13 protein-coding genes are annotated in these 17,812 nt (G+C 61.9%); 8 read left to right on the top strand and 5 right to left on the bottom strand.

Annotation, left to right across the window (positions count from 1 at the left end):
• Positions 1-131 precede the first annotated feature (131 nt).
• Positions 132-1,148, bottom strand: coding sequence for an iron-siderophore ABC transporter substrate-binding protein (locus BKN05_RS10340; RefSeq protein ID WP_005291893.1), 1,017 nt, complete (start codon positions 1,146-1,148; stop codon positions 132-134).
• 65 nt (positions 1,149-1,213) lie between these two features.
• Positions 1,214-2,158, bottom strand: a complete 945-nt coding sequence (locus BKN05_RS10335) for a methionyl-tRNA formyltransferase (protein WP_005325328.1) — start codon at positions 2,156-2,158, stop codon at positions 1,214-1,216.
• A gap of 77 nt (positions 2,159-2,235) precedes the next feature.
• Between BKN05_RS10335 and BKN05_RS10330 the strand changes: the two genes are divergently transcribed.
• Positions 2,236-3,222 carry an alpha/beta hydrolase gene (locus BKN05_RS10330; RefSeq protein ID WP_224784305.1) on the top strand — a complete coding sequence of 329 codons (987 nt, stop codon included), beginning with the start codon at positions 2,236-2,238 and terminating at the stop codon, positions 3,220-3,222.
• 2 nt (positions 3,223-3,224) lie between these two features.
• On the opposite strand, the gene BKN05_RS10325 is transcribed toward BKN05_RS10330, so the two are convergent.
• Complete coding sequence (locus BKN05_RS10325) at positions 3,225-5,630, bottom strand: non-ribosomal peptide synthetase (RefSeq protein ID WP_286688589.1); 2,406 nt, start codon at positions 5,628-5,630, stop codon at positions 3,225-3,227.
• Here BKN05_RS10325 and BKN05_RS10320 point away from each other — a divergent pair.
• Positions 5,590-6,099 (top strand): hypothetical protein, encoded by a 510-nt coding sequence (locus tag BKN05_RS10320; protein ID WP_286688588.1) that lies wholly within the window; start codon positions 5,590-5,592, stop codon positions 6,097-6,099. The genes BKN05_RS10325 and BKN05_RS10320 overlap by 41 nt on opposite strands.
• A 55-nt stretch (positions 6,100-6,154) precedes the next feature.
• On the opposite strand, the gene BKN05_RS10315 is transcribed toward BKN05_RS10320, so the two are convergent.
• Positions 6,155-7,576 carry an MDR family MFS transporter gene (locus BKN05_RS10315; RefSeq protein WP_049377892.1) on the bottom strand — a complete coding sequence of 474 codons (1,422 nt, stop codon included), beginning with the start codon at positions 7,574-7,576 and terminating at the stop codon, positions 6,155-6,157.
• Between the two features lie 112 nt (positions 7,577-7,688).
• On the opposite strand from BKN05_RS10315, the gene BKN05_RS10310 reads away from it, so the two are divergent.
• The 3 genes from BKN05_RS10310 to crtI are packed head-to-tail and all read left to right on the top strand — an operon-like array spanning position 7,689 to position 11,566.
• The gene (locus BKN05_RS10310) at positions 7,689-9,125 is read left to right on the top strand and encodes a GuaB1 family IMP dehydrogenase-related protein (protein WP_049377893.1); all 1,437 of its coding nucleotides are present in this window, start codon (positions 7,689-7,691) and stop codon (positions 9,123-9,125) included.
• Positions 9,126-9,150: 25 nt separating this feature from the next.
• Positions 9,151-10,026, top strand: coding sequence for a phytoene/squalene synthase family protein (locus BKN05_RS10305; RefSeq protein ID WP_049377894.1), 876 nt, complete (start codon positions 9,151-9,153; stop codon positions 10,024-10,026).
• 10 nt (positions 10,027-10,036) lie between these two features.
• Positions 10,037-11,566, top strand: coding sequence for a phytoene desaturase family protein (gene crtI / locus BKN05_RS10300; RefSeq protein ID WP_286688587.1), 1,530 nt, complete (start codon positions 10,037-10,039; stop codon positions 11,564-11,566).
• 62 nt (positions 11,567-11,628) lie between these two features.
• On the opposite strand, the gene lysS is transcribed toward crtI, so the two are convergent.
• The gene (gene lysS / locus BKN05_RS10295; RefSeq protein WP_005325682.1) at positions 11,629-13,206 is read right to left on the bottom strand and encodes a lysine--tRNA ligase; all 1,578 of its coding nucleotides are present in this window, start codon (positions 13,204-13,206) and stop codon (positions 11,629-11,631) included.
• Between the two features lie 189 nt (positions 13,207-13,395).
• Here lysS and BKN05_RS10290 point away from each other — a divergent pair, with 189 nt between their 5' ends.
• From BKN05_RS10290 to BKN05_RS10280, 3 genes are all read left to right on the top strand, one after another.
• On the top strand, positions 13,396-15,498 hold the full coding sequence (locus BKN05_RS10290; RefSeq protein WP_286688586.1) for a PhoX family protein: 2,103 nt from the start codon (positions 13,396-13,398) through the stop codon (positions 15,496-15,498).
• Positions 15,499-15,724: 226 nt separating this feature from the next.
• Positions 15,725-17,437 carry a carbon starvation CstA family protein gene (locus BKN05_RS10285; protein ID WP_286688585.1) on the top strand — a complete coding sequence of 571 codons (1,713 nt, stop codon included), beginning with the start codon at positions 15,725-15,727 and terminating at the stop codon, positions 17,435-17,437.
• Complete coding sequence (locus BKN05_RS10280) at positions 17,421-17,678, top strand: cory-CC-star protein (RefSeq protein WP_286688584.1); 258 nt, start codon at positions 17,421-17,423, stop codon at positions 17,676-17,678. Before BKN05_RS10285 ends, BKN05_RS10280 begins: the two co-directional genes overlap by 17 nt.
• Positions 17,679-17,812: the final 134 nt, after the last annotated feature.

The raw sequence follows: 17,812 nt of genomic DNA, 5'->3' as shown, positions 1-17,812 counted from the left end.
CGCTGAACTTCACTCAGCGAACTACGTGCTCTCAAAGAAAATGCTCCCCACTAGTTGTTGGCAACTGATTTCTCAGTCCAACTAATGGGGAGCAGTTCATTCATGCGGGGCGGTTCGGCAGTTGATTCAGACTACTTCGTGGCGTCTGCCAACGGCTGCTCGATCTTGTCCAGCAGGTAGTTCAGGCTCAGCACGGTCTGCCATCCGAAGGCCTTTTCCAGGTCGCCTTCCAGGTAGACACTGTGTCCGTCCTTCACGGCGGGCAGCTTGCCCACGATCGGATCCTCGGTCACAGAAGCCTTGCTCTGCTTCGGAGAGTAAGACAGTTGATCCCACACCAGCACGTCAGAGTTGATCTGGTCTGCGTTTTCCTTGGAGACCTCACCGTAGAACTTGTCCTTGGTGATGCCCGCGTAGGCCGGGTTGATCTTGAATCCCAGCTCGGTGAAGAAGCGGCTACGCGGATCGCCCTCGGCAAAGACAGCCAGGCTCTCGTCGGAGACAGTGGCCACGCCGAGTTCCTTTTCGGCCCATTCTGGGTGGCGGCCCTTGAGCTCTGCGAACTTCTCCTTGACCTGCTCCACCTGGCGCTTTGCCTCTTCAGGCTTGCCCACGGCCTGCCCGATCTCTTCCGTGGTCACGTCCCATGGTTGCTGTAGTTCTTCGTATTCGCCCTTTTGTACGACGACAGGGGCGATCTCAGACAGCTTCTTGTACGTGTCTTCATCGATGTCCGAGTACACGGCCACGATGAGGTCTGGATTGTCCTTGGCGATGGCTTCCGCGTTGACTTCTGTGTCCTTGTCGATCCGAGGAGTGTCGCCCTCGATCTTGTCATTGGACCAGTTGCCCGCAGCCTGACCATCCGGGGTCATTCCGTCCCAGTACTTCACGGAGACAGGAGTAACTCCCAGCGCCAGCAGTGCGTCCTGATCCGTGTAGCCCAAGGAGACCACGCGCTGCGGGGCTTCCTTGATTTCGGTGGAGCCGTAGCGGTGCTCGATGGTGGTGGGGAATGCGCCCTGCTCGGCGTTGACTGCCTGGGAGTCCCCGGAATTTCCGGACTGGTCATCAGTCGAGCAAGCGGTCAGTGCCGCGCCCAAGGTCAGCACAGCAGCGGTGCTAACGAGAATCTTCTTGAGTGTCATTTTTCTCCGTTGTTACTGGTGACGGATTTCCGCGCGAGGCGTGGCCCGTACACAAAAGGGAAAGGTCAAACCTTTGGTTGGATATATCCAGCCCTATGTCCAAAGAATTCGGTGGCGGTCAGTTCCGAGTTGTCGTCGAGACGAACACGATCCAGAACAATCGCCGGCGCCGGCACGTTGGCACGGGGCGATCCACAGACCACCGCGATTCCTCCCTCGTGAGGGATGGTGACTCGGCCGGGGGTTCCGCCGAAGCGGCCCTGCGAGACGTGCGCGGAAAGCACGCGGACGCGCTGGCCTCGGAATTCAAAGTAAGCATTGGGGTACGGGTCGGACTGCGCCCTGACCAGCAAGGCGATATCTTCCGCAGGTTGGGTGAAATCTATGCGAGATTCCTGCTCGCCGCGCTTGTGGAAGTACGTAGCGCGGGTGGGATCTTGAGGTTGCGCAGTGGCGGTGCCTTGGGCGACGTCACTCAATGCGCGTTCCACGAGGGGCTCGATGAGGTCGATGGTCTTGGCCACGAGATCCGTGGTGGTGTCCTGCGGACCCACGGGGATCGCGCGCTGGGCAACGATGGGTCCGCCGTCCAGCACTTCATCCATCTCGTGCACAGTGACGCCCACGTGAGTTTCCCGGTTCAACAGCGCCCACAGGATGGGCGAAAATCCGGCGTACTCGGGCAGGAGACCATCGTGGACATTCAATGCGCCGTGCTTGGCCAGGCTGAAAACCTCGGGAGGAAGCCAGGTTCGCCAATTGTTGGCCACGATGATGTCTGGTGCAGCATCGCGCAACGCCTCAATGACGTCTTGACCCACGCGCTCAGTGACACACACCTGGAGCTCATGTTCGCTGGCGAGCTCCTCAACGGAGTCTGCCCACATTTGCTCATAAGGGTGATCGCTGGCAGGGTGCGTAACTACCAAAACTACTTCATGACCAGCATTGATGACCGCAGACAACGTCCGGTGTCCCCACGACTGATAGCCGAAAACAGCAACTCGCATGCAGGGGATGTTAGCTTAGGTTTACCTATGTAGTCAATGATGAAAGTGGCGCAATTTTCATGCCAGACTCCCCGGACGTGACCACCCTTCACCGAATCTCGGTGCCCGCGGATGCGGAAGCCCTCGTTTTCCCGGACCCCTACCGCTCGAACGTCGAGCTCACCGAATCGATGTCCACCGTCGATGTGCGCATCCCGGCGCACTCAGCAGTGACCTATAGCTTTCAATCCGGCGAGCTGAAATATCCCGATCCACATAACGCACACGGCGCAGGCCCACAGGCGAGCCTATTGAGCGGCGATTCTGTGGACCAGACACTCTGGCCGCCTCGCTCCCCAGAAGTCATCGCGGACTTGCCCGGCGCACGCCTGTCCATCGACCGGAAGGTATTCGGCAGGCGCTGCACCGCGCGCCTCGATGACCGCGGTGCGGATACCACCGTGGTGTTTTTGGATGGCGATGACTGGATCCATCTGCATGACCTCACGGGCGCACTGGACCGGGCAGTCACGGCAGGGCTTATCCCCCAGATCAACCGCGTCTTCCTGCCGGCAGCCAAAGACCGCAGCGAGGAGTACACCTCCCAAACATTCGCCAGCGCACTGGCCACCGAGCTTCCGCCGATCATCAACAGCAGCCACATAGTCCTGGTGGGGCAAAGCTTCGGCGGTCTCTCCGCCCTGCGCGCAGCTCTTACGGCTTCCACCGAAACCACGCCTGCAATCAAAGGAGCCATCGCCCAGTCCCCTGCCGTCTGGTGGTCCGCTGACCGTTCTGCAGAGCTCGCGGACACGCTCTCGGACGGGCCCGCAGGAGGCGACATTGCCGCACAGCTCACTGGCCCCTCACTCGAAAATCCTGCGGCTCACAGTGGCTCCGGTCTGGCACGCATCGTACTGACGTGCGGTGCAGAAGAGCCGCCCATGCAACGACACGTGGATGCAGTGGCCGATGCCCTGACACGCCGCGGCTTTCCCACCACCAATCACCGCACGCCCGGTGGCCACGACCCTGCGATGTGGCGCCACGGGATCATCCCGGCACTCGCCGAATTGCTGGGCTGAATCTACGAGCGCGCCTCCACAAACTCCGCCACGCGCTCGACTGTCCGCAGACCGTAGAATTCGCGCACGCCAACCTCCACTCCCAGCTCTCCACGCAGCAGTGCGCAGAGCTTGATGACCGCCATGGAGTGCCCACCCATGTCAAAGTAATCAGCATCCACCGGCACGTCCTCGGGCTCAATATCTAGCGATTCGGCAAACAGCTCCGCCGTGATCTCCTCGGTTTCGTTCGCCGGTTCGCGGCCCTTCTCCGTGATCCTTTCTCCCTCACCCAGTGCAGCAAGGTCGGTCTTTCCATTCGACGTCACCGGCAACTCATCCACGATCGACCATCGATCCGGGATCATGTAGCTGGGCAGTTCCTCGCGCAATGCATTACGCACGCCAGTCAGGAAACTCTGCCGCTCCCCCTGGTCCGCATCGCGCAGTTGTGGGGCCACGAGGTGACAGGCCAGGAGTGTGGCGTCGGATATACGAACAGGAACGGTCACGCAGTGGAGGATGCGGGGATCAACGCCGCGGGACACGGCGGCCGAGACGTCGCCGGGATCCACGCGGTGACCACGAATTTTCACCTGATCGTCGCTGCGTCCGAGGTACTCGAACATGCCATCCGCACGCACGCGGACGATGTCTCCCGTGCGATACATCCGCTCACCCGGGGCGCCCCACGGGCAGGCGACCATGGAGCTGGCGGTGCGCGCCGCGAGCCCATGATACTCCTGCGCTAAGCCGCTGCCCGCGAGGTAGAGCTCACCCGGCGCTCCTGTAGGAACGGGGCGCAACCACGGGTCCAAAACGAACGCCGCCGTGCGATCCACCGGCATTCCGATCACGGGCGTGGCGCTCTCATCCGTGCCAGCACCCAGGGCGTTGATGGTGTACTCGGTGGGTCCATAGAGGTTGTATCCGCGCACGTCATCGGCCTTTCGCAAGGTCTCCCACACGCCGTGCGAGACAGCCTCGCCGCCCAAGAGCACCAGCCGCGGGCGATGCGCGCCGGATTCCAGCATCCCCTCCGCGAGCAGCTGCTCGGCAACGGTCGGGGTGACGTTGATGACATCCACCTGATGCGCGCGAATGGCCTCAACCATGGCCGCAGCATCGCGTCGCAAATCCTCGGAGAAGATCCGCACCTCGTGGCCTTCCACCAGCCAAAACAGCTCTTCCCACGACATATCGAAGGCGAAGCTGATGGCATGCGCGATCCGCAACGTCCGCCCATCGGCAGCAGCTGGGGCGAAGATCTTGCGCCGGTGATTGTCCAGCATGTTGTGCAGCCCGCGATGCTTGATCACCACGCCCTTGGGCTTGCCGGTCGATCCGGAGGTGTACATCAGGTAGGCATCGTCCCCGGGCACCGCCGCAGGCGTGTGGGTGGTGGCGTGGGAATCGGCAGTGGTGACGTCGACGCAAGGAAGCGCACCGATCCGCTCCATGCGCTCCCGAGAACTCGAGTCCACCAGCGCGGCTGCGGGCTGGCTGTCCTCCACGAGGACCCGGAGCCGCCCATCGGGGTGCGTCAGATCAAGCGGCGCGTAGCGCACCCCTGCCCACAGGGCTCCCAGCAGAGCCACCACCGAATGCGCGGAGCGCTCCACCGCAATGGCGACAGTATCGCCGCTGGTCACGCCGCAATTCTTGATCTTTTCCGCAATGTCGGAACAGCGAGCAATCAGCTCACCGAACGTCCACTGCTGTGCGTCATCCGCTAGCGCGATGCGATCTGGGAAGCGCTGGGCGGTGTCCTTGAGCTCATCCGCAATGGTGCGGTCAATGCCTTCGGCCTTCTGCCAGGAAGCCATCTGCTCCGTCGTGCTTTGCGGGGAAGAATCCTCCGCTCGGGCTGGCGCCAACTGGGCCAGCTGAGCGAGCGGGACCTCTGGTGTGTCCACAAACGCGGTCAGGACTTCGGTCGCGGCCTTGAGCACGGAATGTGCGAGGGACTCGTCCACCACGTCGTGGCGGAATTCCAGCTTGATGCCCAGCTTCGGCCCCGGAGTGAATACCCAGGTCAGAGGGAAGTGCGTGGAATCTTCCGCGCGCTCCTCCACAACCCCGTGGCGTTCCCGAAGTTCCGCTGCTGCCTGCGGATCGAGGAAGTTCTGCACCACCACCATGGAATCGAACAGCGTGCCTACCCCCAGCTGCCGCTGGATGGCGCCGAGGTCCGCGGAATCGTGGTCCATATCCTCGATGCGCTGGCGATAAACATCCTGGACCAGTTCTTCTATGCTCTGGCCGGGCCGAGCTGTCACTCGCACTGGCACTGTGTTGAGCAGCACTCCCACCACATCAGACATGGCGGGGTCGCTCAAGGCATCGCGGCCACTGACAGACTGACCAAACACCACATCCGAATCCCCTGTGACAGCACCCAAGGCCACGGCCACGGCTGCGTTGACCACGGAGGTCAACGTCACCATTGCGCTCATCACGGTGCTGGCGGTGGTCGCGATTGCTGCTGCGGCCGCGCTGTGGTTCTTCCTGTCCTACCCCAGCTGGAATGATAAGGAGCAAAACCTCGCGGATGCGTATCCGGACTTGGTGGGCTCCCGCAGCGGCCAGGACGGCTTCGATGGGGCTAAGTGCTCCTCGCGCGAGCCGGAACCTGGCCAGGAGGCCAAGATTTCCTGCGTGGGCGATGGGTTCAACTACATCGTGACCTACTACCCCAGCGTGGAGGAGCGCGATGCCATGCTTCCCGACGCCGAACCGGTCGAGCTTTCCAATGATCAGTGCACTATCCAAAGCTTTGAGACCACCGCGGATGTTCCGACCTACGTGATGGCCGTGGAAGGCACCCAGTCCGCATTCCTGGTGTGGGGCGATAAGGCTGAAGAGGAGCGGCTGAACCTGCCGCTGTGCGCCTCTTAACTCGCGCCCGAAAGTTAAAGGCCCGCTGGTGCGGGCCTTTATTTTGTCCTTGTGCCTATTCCGCGGAGGGCACGCGCTTGAGGAACGGAGCGAGCACAACGACCACCAGCGAAAGCACGCCGGCAAAAAGGAAGGCCCAGTGCGCCCCGTGAGCCGTCGCGGCTGCCTCGTTCATACCTTGGGCCGCACCGGACTTGGTGCCACGGGTCAGGAACGTCATCAGGAAGGCAGTGCCGGCCGCGCCCGCCAGCTGCTGCAGGGTATTGAGGATGGCGGAGCCGTGCGAGTAGAGCTCGTCTGGCAGGGAGGCCAGGGACGTCGTCATCAGCGGCGTCATCATAAGCGCGATGCCCAGCGCAAAGAGGATGTGCATGCCAATGACCATCCATACCGCACTGTCCTCGTTGAGCAAGGTCATCAGCCACGTGCCCGCGGCGAGGAGGAGGGCGCCTGGGATCATGAGCGGGCGGGGCCCGTGGACGTCATAGAGGCGGCCAACCATCGGCGAGATGCCGCCTTGGAGCAAGCCGCCAGGCATGACGACGAGCCCGGTTACCAGCGAGCTTACCGCCAGGGAGGTCTGCAGGTAGATGGGCAGGATATTGACCACGCCGAGCAATAGCCCAAACATGAGCAGCATGCCCAGTACCGCTACGGTGAAGTTGGGAACCGTAAACGGGCGCATGTCCAAAAGAGCGCGATTGTCTTTTGCCAGGCGCAGCTGGCGGCGGGTGAAAAGCGCCAAAGCCACGAGACCAACGATGAGAACGACGATGTCTACCAGGCCTTCGCCCTCCAGCATGTTTTCCAGGGACGATACGGCGTAGACCAACCCGCCAAAGGCAATGACGGACAGGACGACGGACGGGAAATCCAGCGGGGTATCACGCTTATCTCCCACGTTGACTAGGCGGAAATAGCCGGCGGCGCAGATGAGGCCGAGCAGCGGCACCATGGTCCAGAAGATGACGTGCCAGCTAAACATGCTCAACACGAAGCCACCTACAGTGGGCCCGAGCGCCGGAGCCACGGAGATCACCACGGAGATAATGCCCATCACGCTGCCGCGGCGCTGCGGAGGGACGAGGGTCATCGCCACCGTCATCAGTGTAGGGATCATCAAGGCGGTGCCAGCCGCCTGGAATACACGCCCCACCAGCAGCACGCCGAAGGCCGGGGCAAGCCCCGCCAGCACCGTACCGGCAAGAAATACGCCCGACGATGCCAAGAAGATCTGCCGGGTGGTGAACTTATCCATGAGAAAGCCGGTGGTCGGGATGACCACGCCCATGGTGAGGAGGAAACCGGTAAGCAGCCACTGGGCAGAGGTCGCGGGGATGCCGAAGTCCGCCATGATGGTGGGCAGCGCCACCGACAGGGCGGTCTCGTTCAGGATCATCACCATCGCGCCGAGGACGAGGATGGTGAGGTTGATTTTTACCTCTGCGGAAATGCGGGGATCTGGTTTCTGAGACACCCAGACAGGATACTGAGGCCGCGGGTGCGGGGAAAGTCGAGGAGTATAGTTTTAGTGTCTTCATCCGCGCGGTGAGACCGCGCCACCCGAGCCTAAAGCGAGGTACACCCCAGTGCGTTTTCTCAACGATTCCCATCCGCCGTACGAATTGACCTACTCCGACGTATTTATGGTCCCGAGTCACTCCGAGGTGGGCTCGCGCCAGTCGGTAGACCTCACCACTGAGGACGGCACCGGAAATACCATCCCGCTCATCGTGGCCAATATGACCGCCGTGGCCGGGCGCCGCATGGCCGAGACCATCGCCCGGCGCGGCGGGCTGACCATCCTGCCACAGGACCTCTCCTTAGAAGCGGCCGCAGAGACCATCGCCTCTGTGAAGGCGGCGGACTTGGTCTATGACACCCCAATTACCGTCAAGCCGCACCACACCGTGGGCTATACCAGCAACCTTTTGCACAAGCGCGCCCATGGTGCCGCCATCGTGGTCGAGGGGGACATGCCCATCGGCATCATCACCCCGAAGGACCTGCGTGGGCAGGATAACTTCACCGCCGTCGGTCAATTGATGACCACCGACTTGGTCACGCTGCCGGTGGGCATTGACCCACAGGAGGCTTTTACCAAGCTGCGCAAAACCTCCCGCAAGTTGGCGCCGGTGGTCAACCCGGATGGCACCTTGGCCGGAATCCTCACGAGGAAGGGCGCGGTGAGGGCGAAGATGTACAGGCCGGGCGTCGACAAGCAAGGCCGCTTACACATCGGTGCTGCGGTGGGCATCAACGGCGATGTGGAAGGCCGCGCCCGCGCCTTGGCGGAGGCCGGTGCTGATGTGCTGGTCATCGATACCGCACACGGCCACCAGGAAAGCATGCTTACCGCGCTGCGCAAGGTCAAGGCGCTGGAACTGGGGCTTCCCATTGCTGCCGGCAATATCGTCACGGCCGAGGGCGTGCGCGAGCTGGCCGCGGCCGGCGCGGACATTATCAAGGTCGGTGTGGGCCCAGGCGCGATGTGCACCACCCGCATGCAGACTGGCGTGGGCCGCCCGCAGTTCTCGGCCGTCCTAGAGTGTGCTGCGGCCGCCCGCGAGGTAGGCGCCCACGTTTGGGCCGACGGCGGCGTGCGCGACCCGCGCGATGTCGCCCTCGCACTTGCCGCAGGTGCCTCCAATGTCATGATCGGCTCCTGGTTCGCCGGCACCTTTGAATCCCCAGGTGACCTGCACAAGGATGCCGACGGCGCCTTTTATAAAGAATCCTTCGGTATGGCGTCGCGCCGGGCGGTGCGCGGCCGCAATTCCGATACCGAGGCCTTTGAGCGCGCCCGCCGCGAGATGTTCGAAGAGGGCATTTCTACCTCTCGCATCTACCTCGACCCCGAGCACGGCGGCGTGGAGCACCTGGTGGACCGGATTGTCTCTGGCGTGCGTTCCTCGTGTACCTACGCCGGTGCCGATTCCCTAGCCGCCTTCCGCGAACGCGCCACCGTGGGCGTGCAGTCCGCCGCCGGCTTTGCCGAGGGGCAGCCACGGGCCACGAACCGCTAACAGGCCGCGTGCTACGTTGACAGATATGTTGACTCGCTATGACCAAGCGGCCTCCCGCGCGGCCGCGCAGGTTATGGGGCAGTACTCCACCAGCTTCTCCCTGGCCACGCGGCTTTTGCGTGGGCGGGTGCGCGCTGATATCCGCCACCTGTATGCGGTGGTACGCATTGCAGACGAGCTTGTCGACGGCGCCGCAGCCCAAGCCCACACCGACCCCGCCGCCGCGCTGGACGCCTACGAGCAGACCATCCTGGCCGCACCGCAACGGCGACTGCACACCGACCCGATAGTGCACGCTTATGCCATCACTGCTCGCCGCTGCGGCTTCCACCGCGAGTACCTTGCTGCCTTCTTTAACTCCATGCGTGCGGACCTCACCCAGCGCGAGTACTCCCCATCGGAATTGCAAGACTATATCTACGGCTCAGCGGAAGTCATTGGGCTATTGTGCCTGCAAATTTTCTTGGCCGAAGAGGACGTCTCCCCCGCCGACCGCGCCGCGATGGAGCGCGGCGCCCGCGCTCTAGGGTCAGCCTTTCAAAAGATTAATTTCCTGCGTGACCTGGGTGAGGATAGCTCCACTTTGGGCCGAACCTATTTTCAGCAGGCCCCATCGGGCCGGATTGATGAGGCCACCAAGTCCGCGCTCATCGCAGAGATCCGCCAGGAGCTCGCCACCGCCGCGCTCACCATCGACGTGCTCCCGGCTTCCGCGCGGGTCGGTGTGAGCGCGGCGGCGGATATCTTTGCTGAGCTCACCAATCGCCTCGCCGCCACTCCGGCTAGGGCACTTGCCACCACGCGAGTATCCGTGCCGAACCACACCAAGGCTTGGCTCGCGGCCCGCGCGGTGCGCCGTCGCGGTCACAGCAACCAGACCCCGCCCCTAGCCGGAGATTAAGGAGAACAACATGCACGCCGTCGTCATTGGAGCCGGCATCGCCGGCCTCGCCACCGCCGCTTTGCTCGGCCGCGAGGGTTACAAGGTCACCGTCGTGGACTCGCTGGATGAGGTAGGCGGGCGCGCCGGCAGCTTTGCGGAGGCCGGCTTTCGCTGGGATACCGGCCCGTCGTGGTACCTCATGCCCGAGGCTTTCGATCACTTCTTTGCGCTGTGCGGCACCTCCACCGAGGCGGAGCTCGATCTAGTGGATCTCTCCCCCGCCTACCGCGTCTTTCATGGCGATGCGCCGGTGGACGTGCACTCCGGGATCGAGGAAGTCACCGCGCTTTTCGAGTCGCTAGAGCCCGGCGCGGGGGAGAAAGTTCGCGCGTACTTAGCGCAGGCCAACGATACCTATGAGATGGCGCTTAAGCACTTCCTTTACACCACCTTCTCCGCGCCGCTGAACCTGGTGCACCGCGATATCCGCAGCCGGCTTTCCCGCCTCGTGGCTCTGCTGACGGTGAACCTAGAGCAGTACGTGGGCCGAACGTTTTCTGATGCCCGCTTGCGCCAAATCTTAAGCTACCCGGCAGTCTTTTTGTCCTCCGAGCCGGCCGCCGCACCGGCACTGTATTCTTTGATGAGCCACACCGACCTGGTGGAGGGCGTGCGCTACCCGCAGGGTGGGTTCGCGGCCGTGGTCCAGGCCATCTACCGGCAGGCACGGAAGTTTGGCGCCACCTTCCGCTTGGGCGAGGAGGTTACTTCCATCAAGATCGCCAACCGGCGGGTCACGTGTGTGCGCACGAATAAGGGCGCTATCCACGCCGATATTGTGGTGTCGGCGGCGGACTTGCACCACACCGAGACCCAATTATTGCCACCACAGCTGCGCACCTACCCAGAGCGCTACTGGGGTCGGCGTAATCCGGGCCTGGGCACCGTGCTCGTTTTGGCCGGGGTGAAGGGCGAGCTGCCAGAACTAGCACACCATACGCTGCTTTTTAGCCAAGATTGGGATCCGGATTTCCGCGCCGTCTATTCCGGTCCGGAGCCTTCCCGGCCGTTGGGGGCCTCGGAGTCCATCTACGTGTCCAAGACCTCAGCCACCGACCCGAACGTAGCGCCCGCAGGCCACGAAAACCTCTTCATTCTGGTGCCGGTGCCGGCCGCAGAGGCGCCCGGGTTCGGCAATGCCTACCACGCAGAGGAATCCGAGCGCATTGCCGCGATTGCCGACGCCGCCCTTAACCACATTGCAGCCACGGCTGGGGTGCCGGATTTGGTAGACAGGGTCGTCGTCAAGCGCACGCTCGGCCCTGCCGATTTTGCCGAGCGCTACCATGCTTGGTCGGCCGGTTCTATTGGGCCCGCGCACACGCTGCGGCAATCAGCGTTTTTGCGCGGGCGTAATGCCTCGCGCAAGGTCGATGGACTCTATTACGCAGGAGCCACCACCGTGCCGGGCGTGGGCGTGCCGATGTGTCTGATTTCGGCTGAGAACACTATTAAGCGCCTGCGCGGCGATAAATCCGCCGGGCCGCTTTCGCACTAGCCCAGGCACAGCAAAAGCCGCCAGCCACGCGGACTGACGGCTAAAGATGGGCCGCTGGGCGGCTACTTCTGCTCTGGCTTAACCAGTGGGAAGAGCACGGTTTCGCGGATGCCCAGGCCGGTCAGGGCCATCAGCAGGCGGTCCATGCCCATGCCGGTGCCGGCCGTAGGCGGCATGCCCTGCTCCATAGCGGCAAGGAAGTCCTCATCCAGCACCATGGCCTCGTCATCGCCACCGGCGGCCAGGCGAGCCTGATCCTCAAAGCGCTCGCGCTGGATAACCGGGTCCACCAGCTCGGAGTAGCCGGTTGCCAGCTCGAAGCCGCGGACGTAGAGATCCCACTTCTCGGTCACGCCCGGCTTGGAACGGTGCTGACGGGTCAGCGGGGAGGTCTCGACCGGGAAGTTCTTGACAAAGATGGGGCCTTCCAGCTGGTCCTCGCACAGGACCTCCCAGATTTCCTCCACCAGCTTGCCGTGGCCCCAGCCGCCGTCCTTGGGGACGTCAAGGCCGATGACGTCGGCAATGCCCTTGAGCGTTTCAACGTCGGTATCGATGGTGACCTCCGGCTGGCCCGGGAACTTGCGCTGTAGGGCCTCATTGAGGGAGGGGTACATCTCGATTTCGGGCCACTCTTCGCCGCCGAAATCGAACTCGGTGCCATCTGCCAAGGTGACGGTGGTCGAGCCAAAAACGTCGCGCGCTACGGCCTGGATGGACTCGCGCGTCATGCGGGCACAATCGTCGTAGTCGCCCCATGCAGCGTAGGTCTCGAGCATGGCGAACTCCGGCGAGTGGGAGCGGTCCACGCCCTCATTGCGGAAGTTACGGTTGATTTCGAAGACGCGGTCAATGCCGCCGACGACGGCACGCTTCAAGTACAGTTCCGGCGCAATGCGCAGGTAGAGGTCAATATCCAGCGCATTGGAGTGGGTGATAAACGGGCGAGCGGCCGCGCCACCGTGCAGGGTCTGCAGCATCGGGGTCTCGATTTCAACGAAGTCCTGGCTTTCCAGGTAGTTACGCAGCGCGCGCATGACCTTCACGCGGATCATGGCATTCTTGCGGGCCTCTTCACGGATAATGAGGTCGTTATAGCGCTGGCGCACACGGGTATCTTCTGCCATATCGGCAAAGGACACCGGTAGCGGGCGCAGGGACTTAGCGGCCATGGTCCACTCTGAGACCATGATGGACAGCTCGCCGCGGCGGGAGGAAATTACGCGGCCGCGCACGGAGATGAAATCGCCCAAGTCAACATCGGACTTCCACGCATCGAGGCGCTCCTTGCCTACCTCGGCCAAAGAAAGCATGGCCTGCACCTGGGTGCCGTCGCCATCTTGCAGGGTGGCAAAGCACAGCTTGCCGGTATTGCGCATAAAGATAAGGCGGCCGGCAATGGCGTGGGTTACCTCGGTTTCCTCGCCTGGGGCCAGGTAGGTCACGCCTTCTTCCGTGCCCGGCTCTTCACCCTCGGCCACTACGCGGAAATCGTGGCGCAAATCCTTCAAAGAGATGGTGCGCTCAACGGTGACCGGGTAGGCCTCTACGCCGGATTCCAGCAGGCGATCGCGCTTCTCGCGGCGGATGCGCAGCTGCTCAGGGACATCGTTTACTTCATTATTCTTCTGCTCGCTCACGTTAGCCTAGGGTAGTCCATCCCCACCGCAGCACGCGATTTAGCCCACGCCACCCTCACCCCGGAAAAGATTTACGCATAATTCACTTCACCGTCACCTCAGCGCCAACGCACAGTTACTGAAATCCCCTTATATAAATGGCTGTCCCATGTCTTATCAATATTTTCGAACTTCTTTGGAGCAGTAATAATGGCGCTTAAAGGCCGCAACCTTCTTTCTAGTCTCTTTGCCTCCTCTCGTTCCAGCCTGACCTGCACCTACAAGTGCGGTAATGCTTGCTTTGGCGAGTGCGAGAACAAGTCCAATAACCCGTACTTTGCTGACCAGTTCTCCCGCCGTACCGCGCTGCGTGCGGGCAGCTTGTCCGTCGTAACCGTTGGCGGCGGCGCTGCTTTGGCGGCCTGCTCCAATCCGGATGATGCGTCTAATGAGGCTTCTTCCTCCGAGGGCAAGGGCGGCAAAACCTCTGAGGCGAACATTGAGCTCACCTCCGCAGAGGGCATGAAGTTCGACCCAGTACAGCCAAACGAGAAGGACGAAGTGGTCATCCCGGATGGCTACGAGCAGACCGTCCTCATTGCCTGGGGCGACCCGCTGTTTGAGGACGCGCCGGAATTCGATGACAAGAACCAGACCGCCGAGGCAGCTGAGAAGCAGTTCGGCTTCAACAATGACTTTGCGGGCCTTATCGAGCACCCAGACGATGACAACCGCCTTATCTACGTCTGCTCCCACGAGTACACCACCGAGCCGCAGATGTTCCCCAACTACGATGCGGATAACCCCACCGAGGAGCAGGCCAAGATCGGCTGGGCTGGCCACGGCCACTCCATCGTGGAGGTATCTAAGGTTGGCAAGACCGGCGAGCTCAAGCGCGAGTTCGGACCGCTCAACCGCCGCATCACCGCCACCACCGAATTCACCCTGGTGGGCCCTGCTGCCGGCTCCGATTACGTCAAGACTTCCGCCGATAAGACCGGCAAGAAGGTCAAGGGCACCCTGAATAACTGCTCCGGCGGCATCACTCCGTGGAATACCATGCTCTCTGGCGAAGAGAACTTTGACCAGTACTTCGCCCACGCCAAGCTGGATGACAAGAAGGCGCAGGAGTCCCTGGAGCGCTTCGGTATGGAAGACGGCGAGTCCCAGCGCAAGTGGGAGCGCTTTGATAAGCGCTTCGACGTCTCCAAGGAGCCGAACGAGCCGAACCGCTTTGGCTGGATCGTAGAAATCAACCCGCTGGACCCGAAGTCCACCCCGGTCAAGCACACCGCGCTGGGTCGCTTCAAGCACGAGGCCGGCAACATCCACATCGCATCCGATGGCACCGTCGTGTGCTACTCCGGCGATGACTCCCGCTTCGAGTACATCTACAAGTTCATCTCCACCAAGAAGTACAAAGAAGGCGACATCGAGCACAACCTCACCATCTTGGACCACGGCACCCTGTACGTGGCCAAGGTAGAGGGCAACTCCCCAGAGGACGAGATTGACGGCTCCGGCGTGCTGCCAGAGGATGGTGCCTTTGACGGCAAGGGCGAATGGATCAAGCTGCTGACCTCCGATACGGAGAACAACAAGTTCGAGTCCCACGTTGATGGCATGTCTGCCGAAGAGGTTGCCGTCTACACCCGTGAGGCCGCCGATAAGGTGGGCGCCACCAAGATGGACCGTCCTGAGGATATGGAGGTCCACCCAGACTCCGAGAAGGTCTACGTTTCCCTGACCAACAATAAATACCGCGGCGCTACCGGAGAGAACGCCAAGAAGAACAAGGAAGAGCCGATGGAGTGGGCTCCTATCAAGGAGAACAAGAACGGCCTGGTCATGGAGATTGAAGATGACCACGCTGGCGAAAAATTCACCTGGAACCTCTTCCTGGTCTGCGGTGACCCGAAGGAAGCAAATACCTACTTTGGTGGCTTTGACAAGGAGAAGGTCTCCCCAATTTCCTGCCCGGATAACCTAGCCTTTGATAGCCACGGCAACCTATGGATCTCCACCGACGGCAACGCACTTGAGTCCAACGATGGCCTCTACGCGGTGACCACCGAAGGCGATACCCGCGGCGAGCTCAAGTGCTTCCTTACCGTTCCGGCAGGCGCCGAGACCTGCGGCCCCATCGTCACCGATGAGCGCGTGATGGTTAACGTTCAGCACCCAGGTGAAACCGATGACGCTACCTTTGAAAAGCAGACCTCCCACTGGCCAGACGGGGGCAAGTCCACCCCTCGCCCAGCAGTGGTTGTGGTGTGGAAGAAGGACGGCAACATCGGCGTCGATAAGAAGTAAGCACCACCTGGTTTAAGCACCCACCGCGCGGCCCTCGTTCCTCCACTGGAACTGGGGCCGCGCTGTTGTTTTTCCTGTCGGCAGCATGAGGTACTGCGCCGCCTGCGCCTTCCAAATATAAATCCACCCGCCGGTCTCCCCCACGAGCTAATACCTATGTGAGTTATGGCATACTATCCGCACGTGTGAGACACGCCACCCAACTGCCCATGAGGAGACGCACACCATGAACTCTCTAGTCCTCGCCATCATCGGCATTGCGATGATGGGCGCCGGCTATCTGCTCTATTCCAAGTTCCTAGGAAAGGGCATTTTCCGGCTATCCCCGAACTACTCCACCCCGGCCCACACCATGGAAGACGGCGTGGACTTTGTGCCCACCAATAAATACGTCCTGTGGGGTCACCACTTCACGTCCGTGGCAGGCGCCGCACCCATCATTGGTCCGGCCGTAGCCGTCATCTGGGGCTGGGTTCCGGCGTTTCTCTGGGTCACACTCGGCACCGTCTTCTTTGCCGGCATACACGATTTGGGTGCACTGTGGGCGTCGCAGCGCCACAAGGGCCAGTCCATCGGCACTTTGTCCGGGCGCTACATTGGCAAGCGCGGCCGCAACCTCTTCCTCATCGTGATCTTCCTGCTGCTGTTGATGGTGAATGCGGCCTTCGCCGTGGTCATTTCGAACCTGCTGGTCTCCACCCCTACGGCCGTAATCCCCACATGGGGTGCCATCGTCGTCGCACTGCTTATTGGCCAGGCTATCTACCGCCTGAACTGGAACCTGCCGCTGGTCTCCATCGTAGGCGTTGTCGCGCTCTACGCGCTGATGATCATCGGTGACCGCGTGCCTGTGGTCCTACCAGATACTGTCCTGGGCATCCCCGCCAACGGCGTGTGGATCATCTTGTTATTCATCTACGCCTTCATCGCTTCGCTGCTGCCGGTGTGGGTGTTACTGCAGCCACGCGACTACATCAACGGCCTCCAGCTCTTTGTGGGCCTGGCCATCTTGTACGGATCCTTCCTCATTACCCGCCCTTCGCTGGCCGCACCGGCGCTGCGCGATAACGTGCCGGACGGCACCCCGGGCATCTTCCCGCTACTTTTTGTCACCATCGCCTGCGGCGCTATCTCCGGCTTCCACGGCGTGGTGGCCTCCGGCACCTCCTCCAAGCAGGTGGATAAGGAAACCGATGTGCGCTTTGTGGGGTACTTCGGCGCCGTGGGCGAGGGTCTGCTCGCACTAGGCACCATCATCGCCACCACCGCGGGCTTTAAGTCCCTGCAGCAGTGGGAGGAGATTTACTCCGAATGGAATGCCGGCGGCGTGGAGGCCTTCGTACAAGGCGGCGGCGCACTCATGAATGAAGGCATGGGCATTCCCACGTCCCTCTCCGGCACCATCTTGGCCACCATGGCCGTGCTCTTTGCCGCTACCACCATGGACTCGGGCGTGCGCCTGCAGCGGCTTGTGGTACAAGAAATCGGCGAGTTCATGGGCGTGCGCATCAAGGCCTTGGCCGCCACCGTCATCGCCGTGGGCTTGGCCTTCGGCCTGACCTTCTCTGCCGGCACGGATGGCTCCGGCGGTATGACCATCTGGCCGCTATTCGGCACCACCAACCAGCTCATGGCGGGCCTTTCCTTGGCCATCGTGGTGGTCATCCTTACCCACCTGCGCCGCCCAACGTGGCCGGTGGTCATCCCGCTCATCTTCGTTACCGCCATGTCACTGTGGGCCGCACTACTCCAGCTGAAGTCCCTATTTACCAGCCAGAACTGGCTGCTATTCTGCATGGACGTCATCATCGTGGTCGCCGCCATCTGGGTCATTGTGGAAGCCGTCGGCGCCATTTCCCGCGCCCGCAAGGAGACCCCGCTGGAGTGGTCCGATGATGACCTTGACGCCCCGCTGCCCGAGCATGCTCGACAAGCTTAAAGCACTTGCGGCCGGGCTCAATGAGTACTACCAGGCCCCGTATCGCGCCAGCTTTGCCAGAGCCCAGCAGCAAGAAGATGATCTCTTCCTGATGCTGGTCGCCTCGGAGGCGCTCGGCATCCCCAACCCGGCCAGCTATTACACCCTGGAGCTTTTGCCGCTGGTCTATGAGGATTTCCACGCCTGGCATACGCGCATGGGAATGGATAAATCCCCGCTGGAGAATATTCAATGTTGTTAGAGACCGCACCCATCATGTTCTTCGGCGGCAAGGGAGGTGTTCCTATATAGGTTGTCAACTCCGCGGGTGGGCTTGTTGGGGGTGTGAAGGGTTTCTGCTTCACGTTGTGGATGTTGTTTTCGGGCATCTTGAGG

Origin of the sequence: Corynebacterium sp. S5S1 (assembly GCF_001913985.1) — a bacterium.
GTDB classification, from domain to species: Bacteria; Actinomycetota; Actinomycetes; order Mycobacteriales; family Mycobacteriaceae; genus Corynebacterium; species Corynebacterium marquesiae.
Note: the sequence above shows the minus strand (reverse complement) of the source record. Positions and strands in the feature narration are given on the sequence as shown.

Excerpts from the sequence above, each read along its gene's own strand:
- crtI (WP_286688587.1), top strand. The coding sequence starts at position 10,037 with ATGCACGCCGTCGTCATTGGAGCCGGCATCGCCGGCCTCGCCACCGCC.
- BKN05_RS10305 (WP_049377894.1), top strand. The coding sequence starts at position 9,151 with ATGTTGACTCGCTATGACCAAGCGGCCTCCCGCGCGGCCGCGCAGGTT.
- BKN05_RS10280 (WP_286688584.1), top strand. The coding sequence starts at position 17,421 with ATGCTCGACAAGCTTAAAGCACTTGCGGCCGGGCTCAATGAGTACTAC.
- BKN05_RS10285 (WP_286688585.1), top strand. The coding sequence starts at position 15,725 with ATGAACTCTCTAGTCCTCGCCATCATCGGCATTGCGATGATGGGCGCC.
- BKN05_RS10290 (WP_286688586.1), top strand. The coding sequence starts at position 13,396 with ATGGCGCTTAAAGGCCGCAACCTTCTTTCTAGTCTCTTTGCCTCCTCT.
- BKN05_RS10335 (WP_005325328.1), bottom strand. The coding sequence starts at position 2,158 with ATGCGAGTTGCTGTTTTCGGCTATCAGTCGTGGGGACACCGGACGTTG.
- BKN05_RS10340 (WP_005291893.1), bottom strand. The coding sequence starts at position 1,148 with ATGACACTCAAGAAGATTCTCGTTAGCACCGCTGCTGTGCTGACCTTG.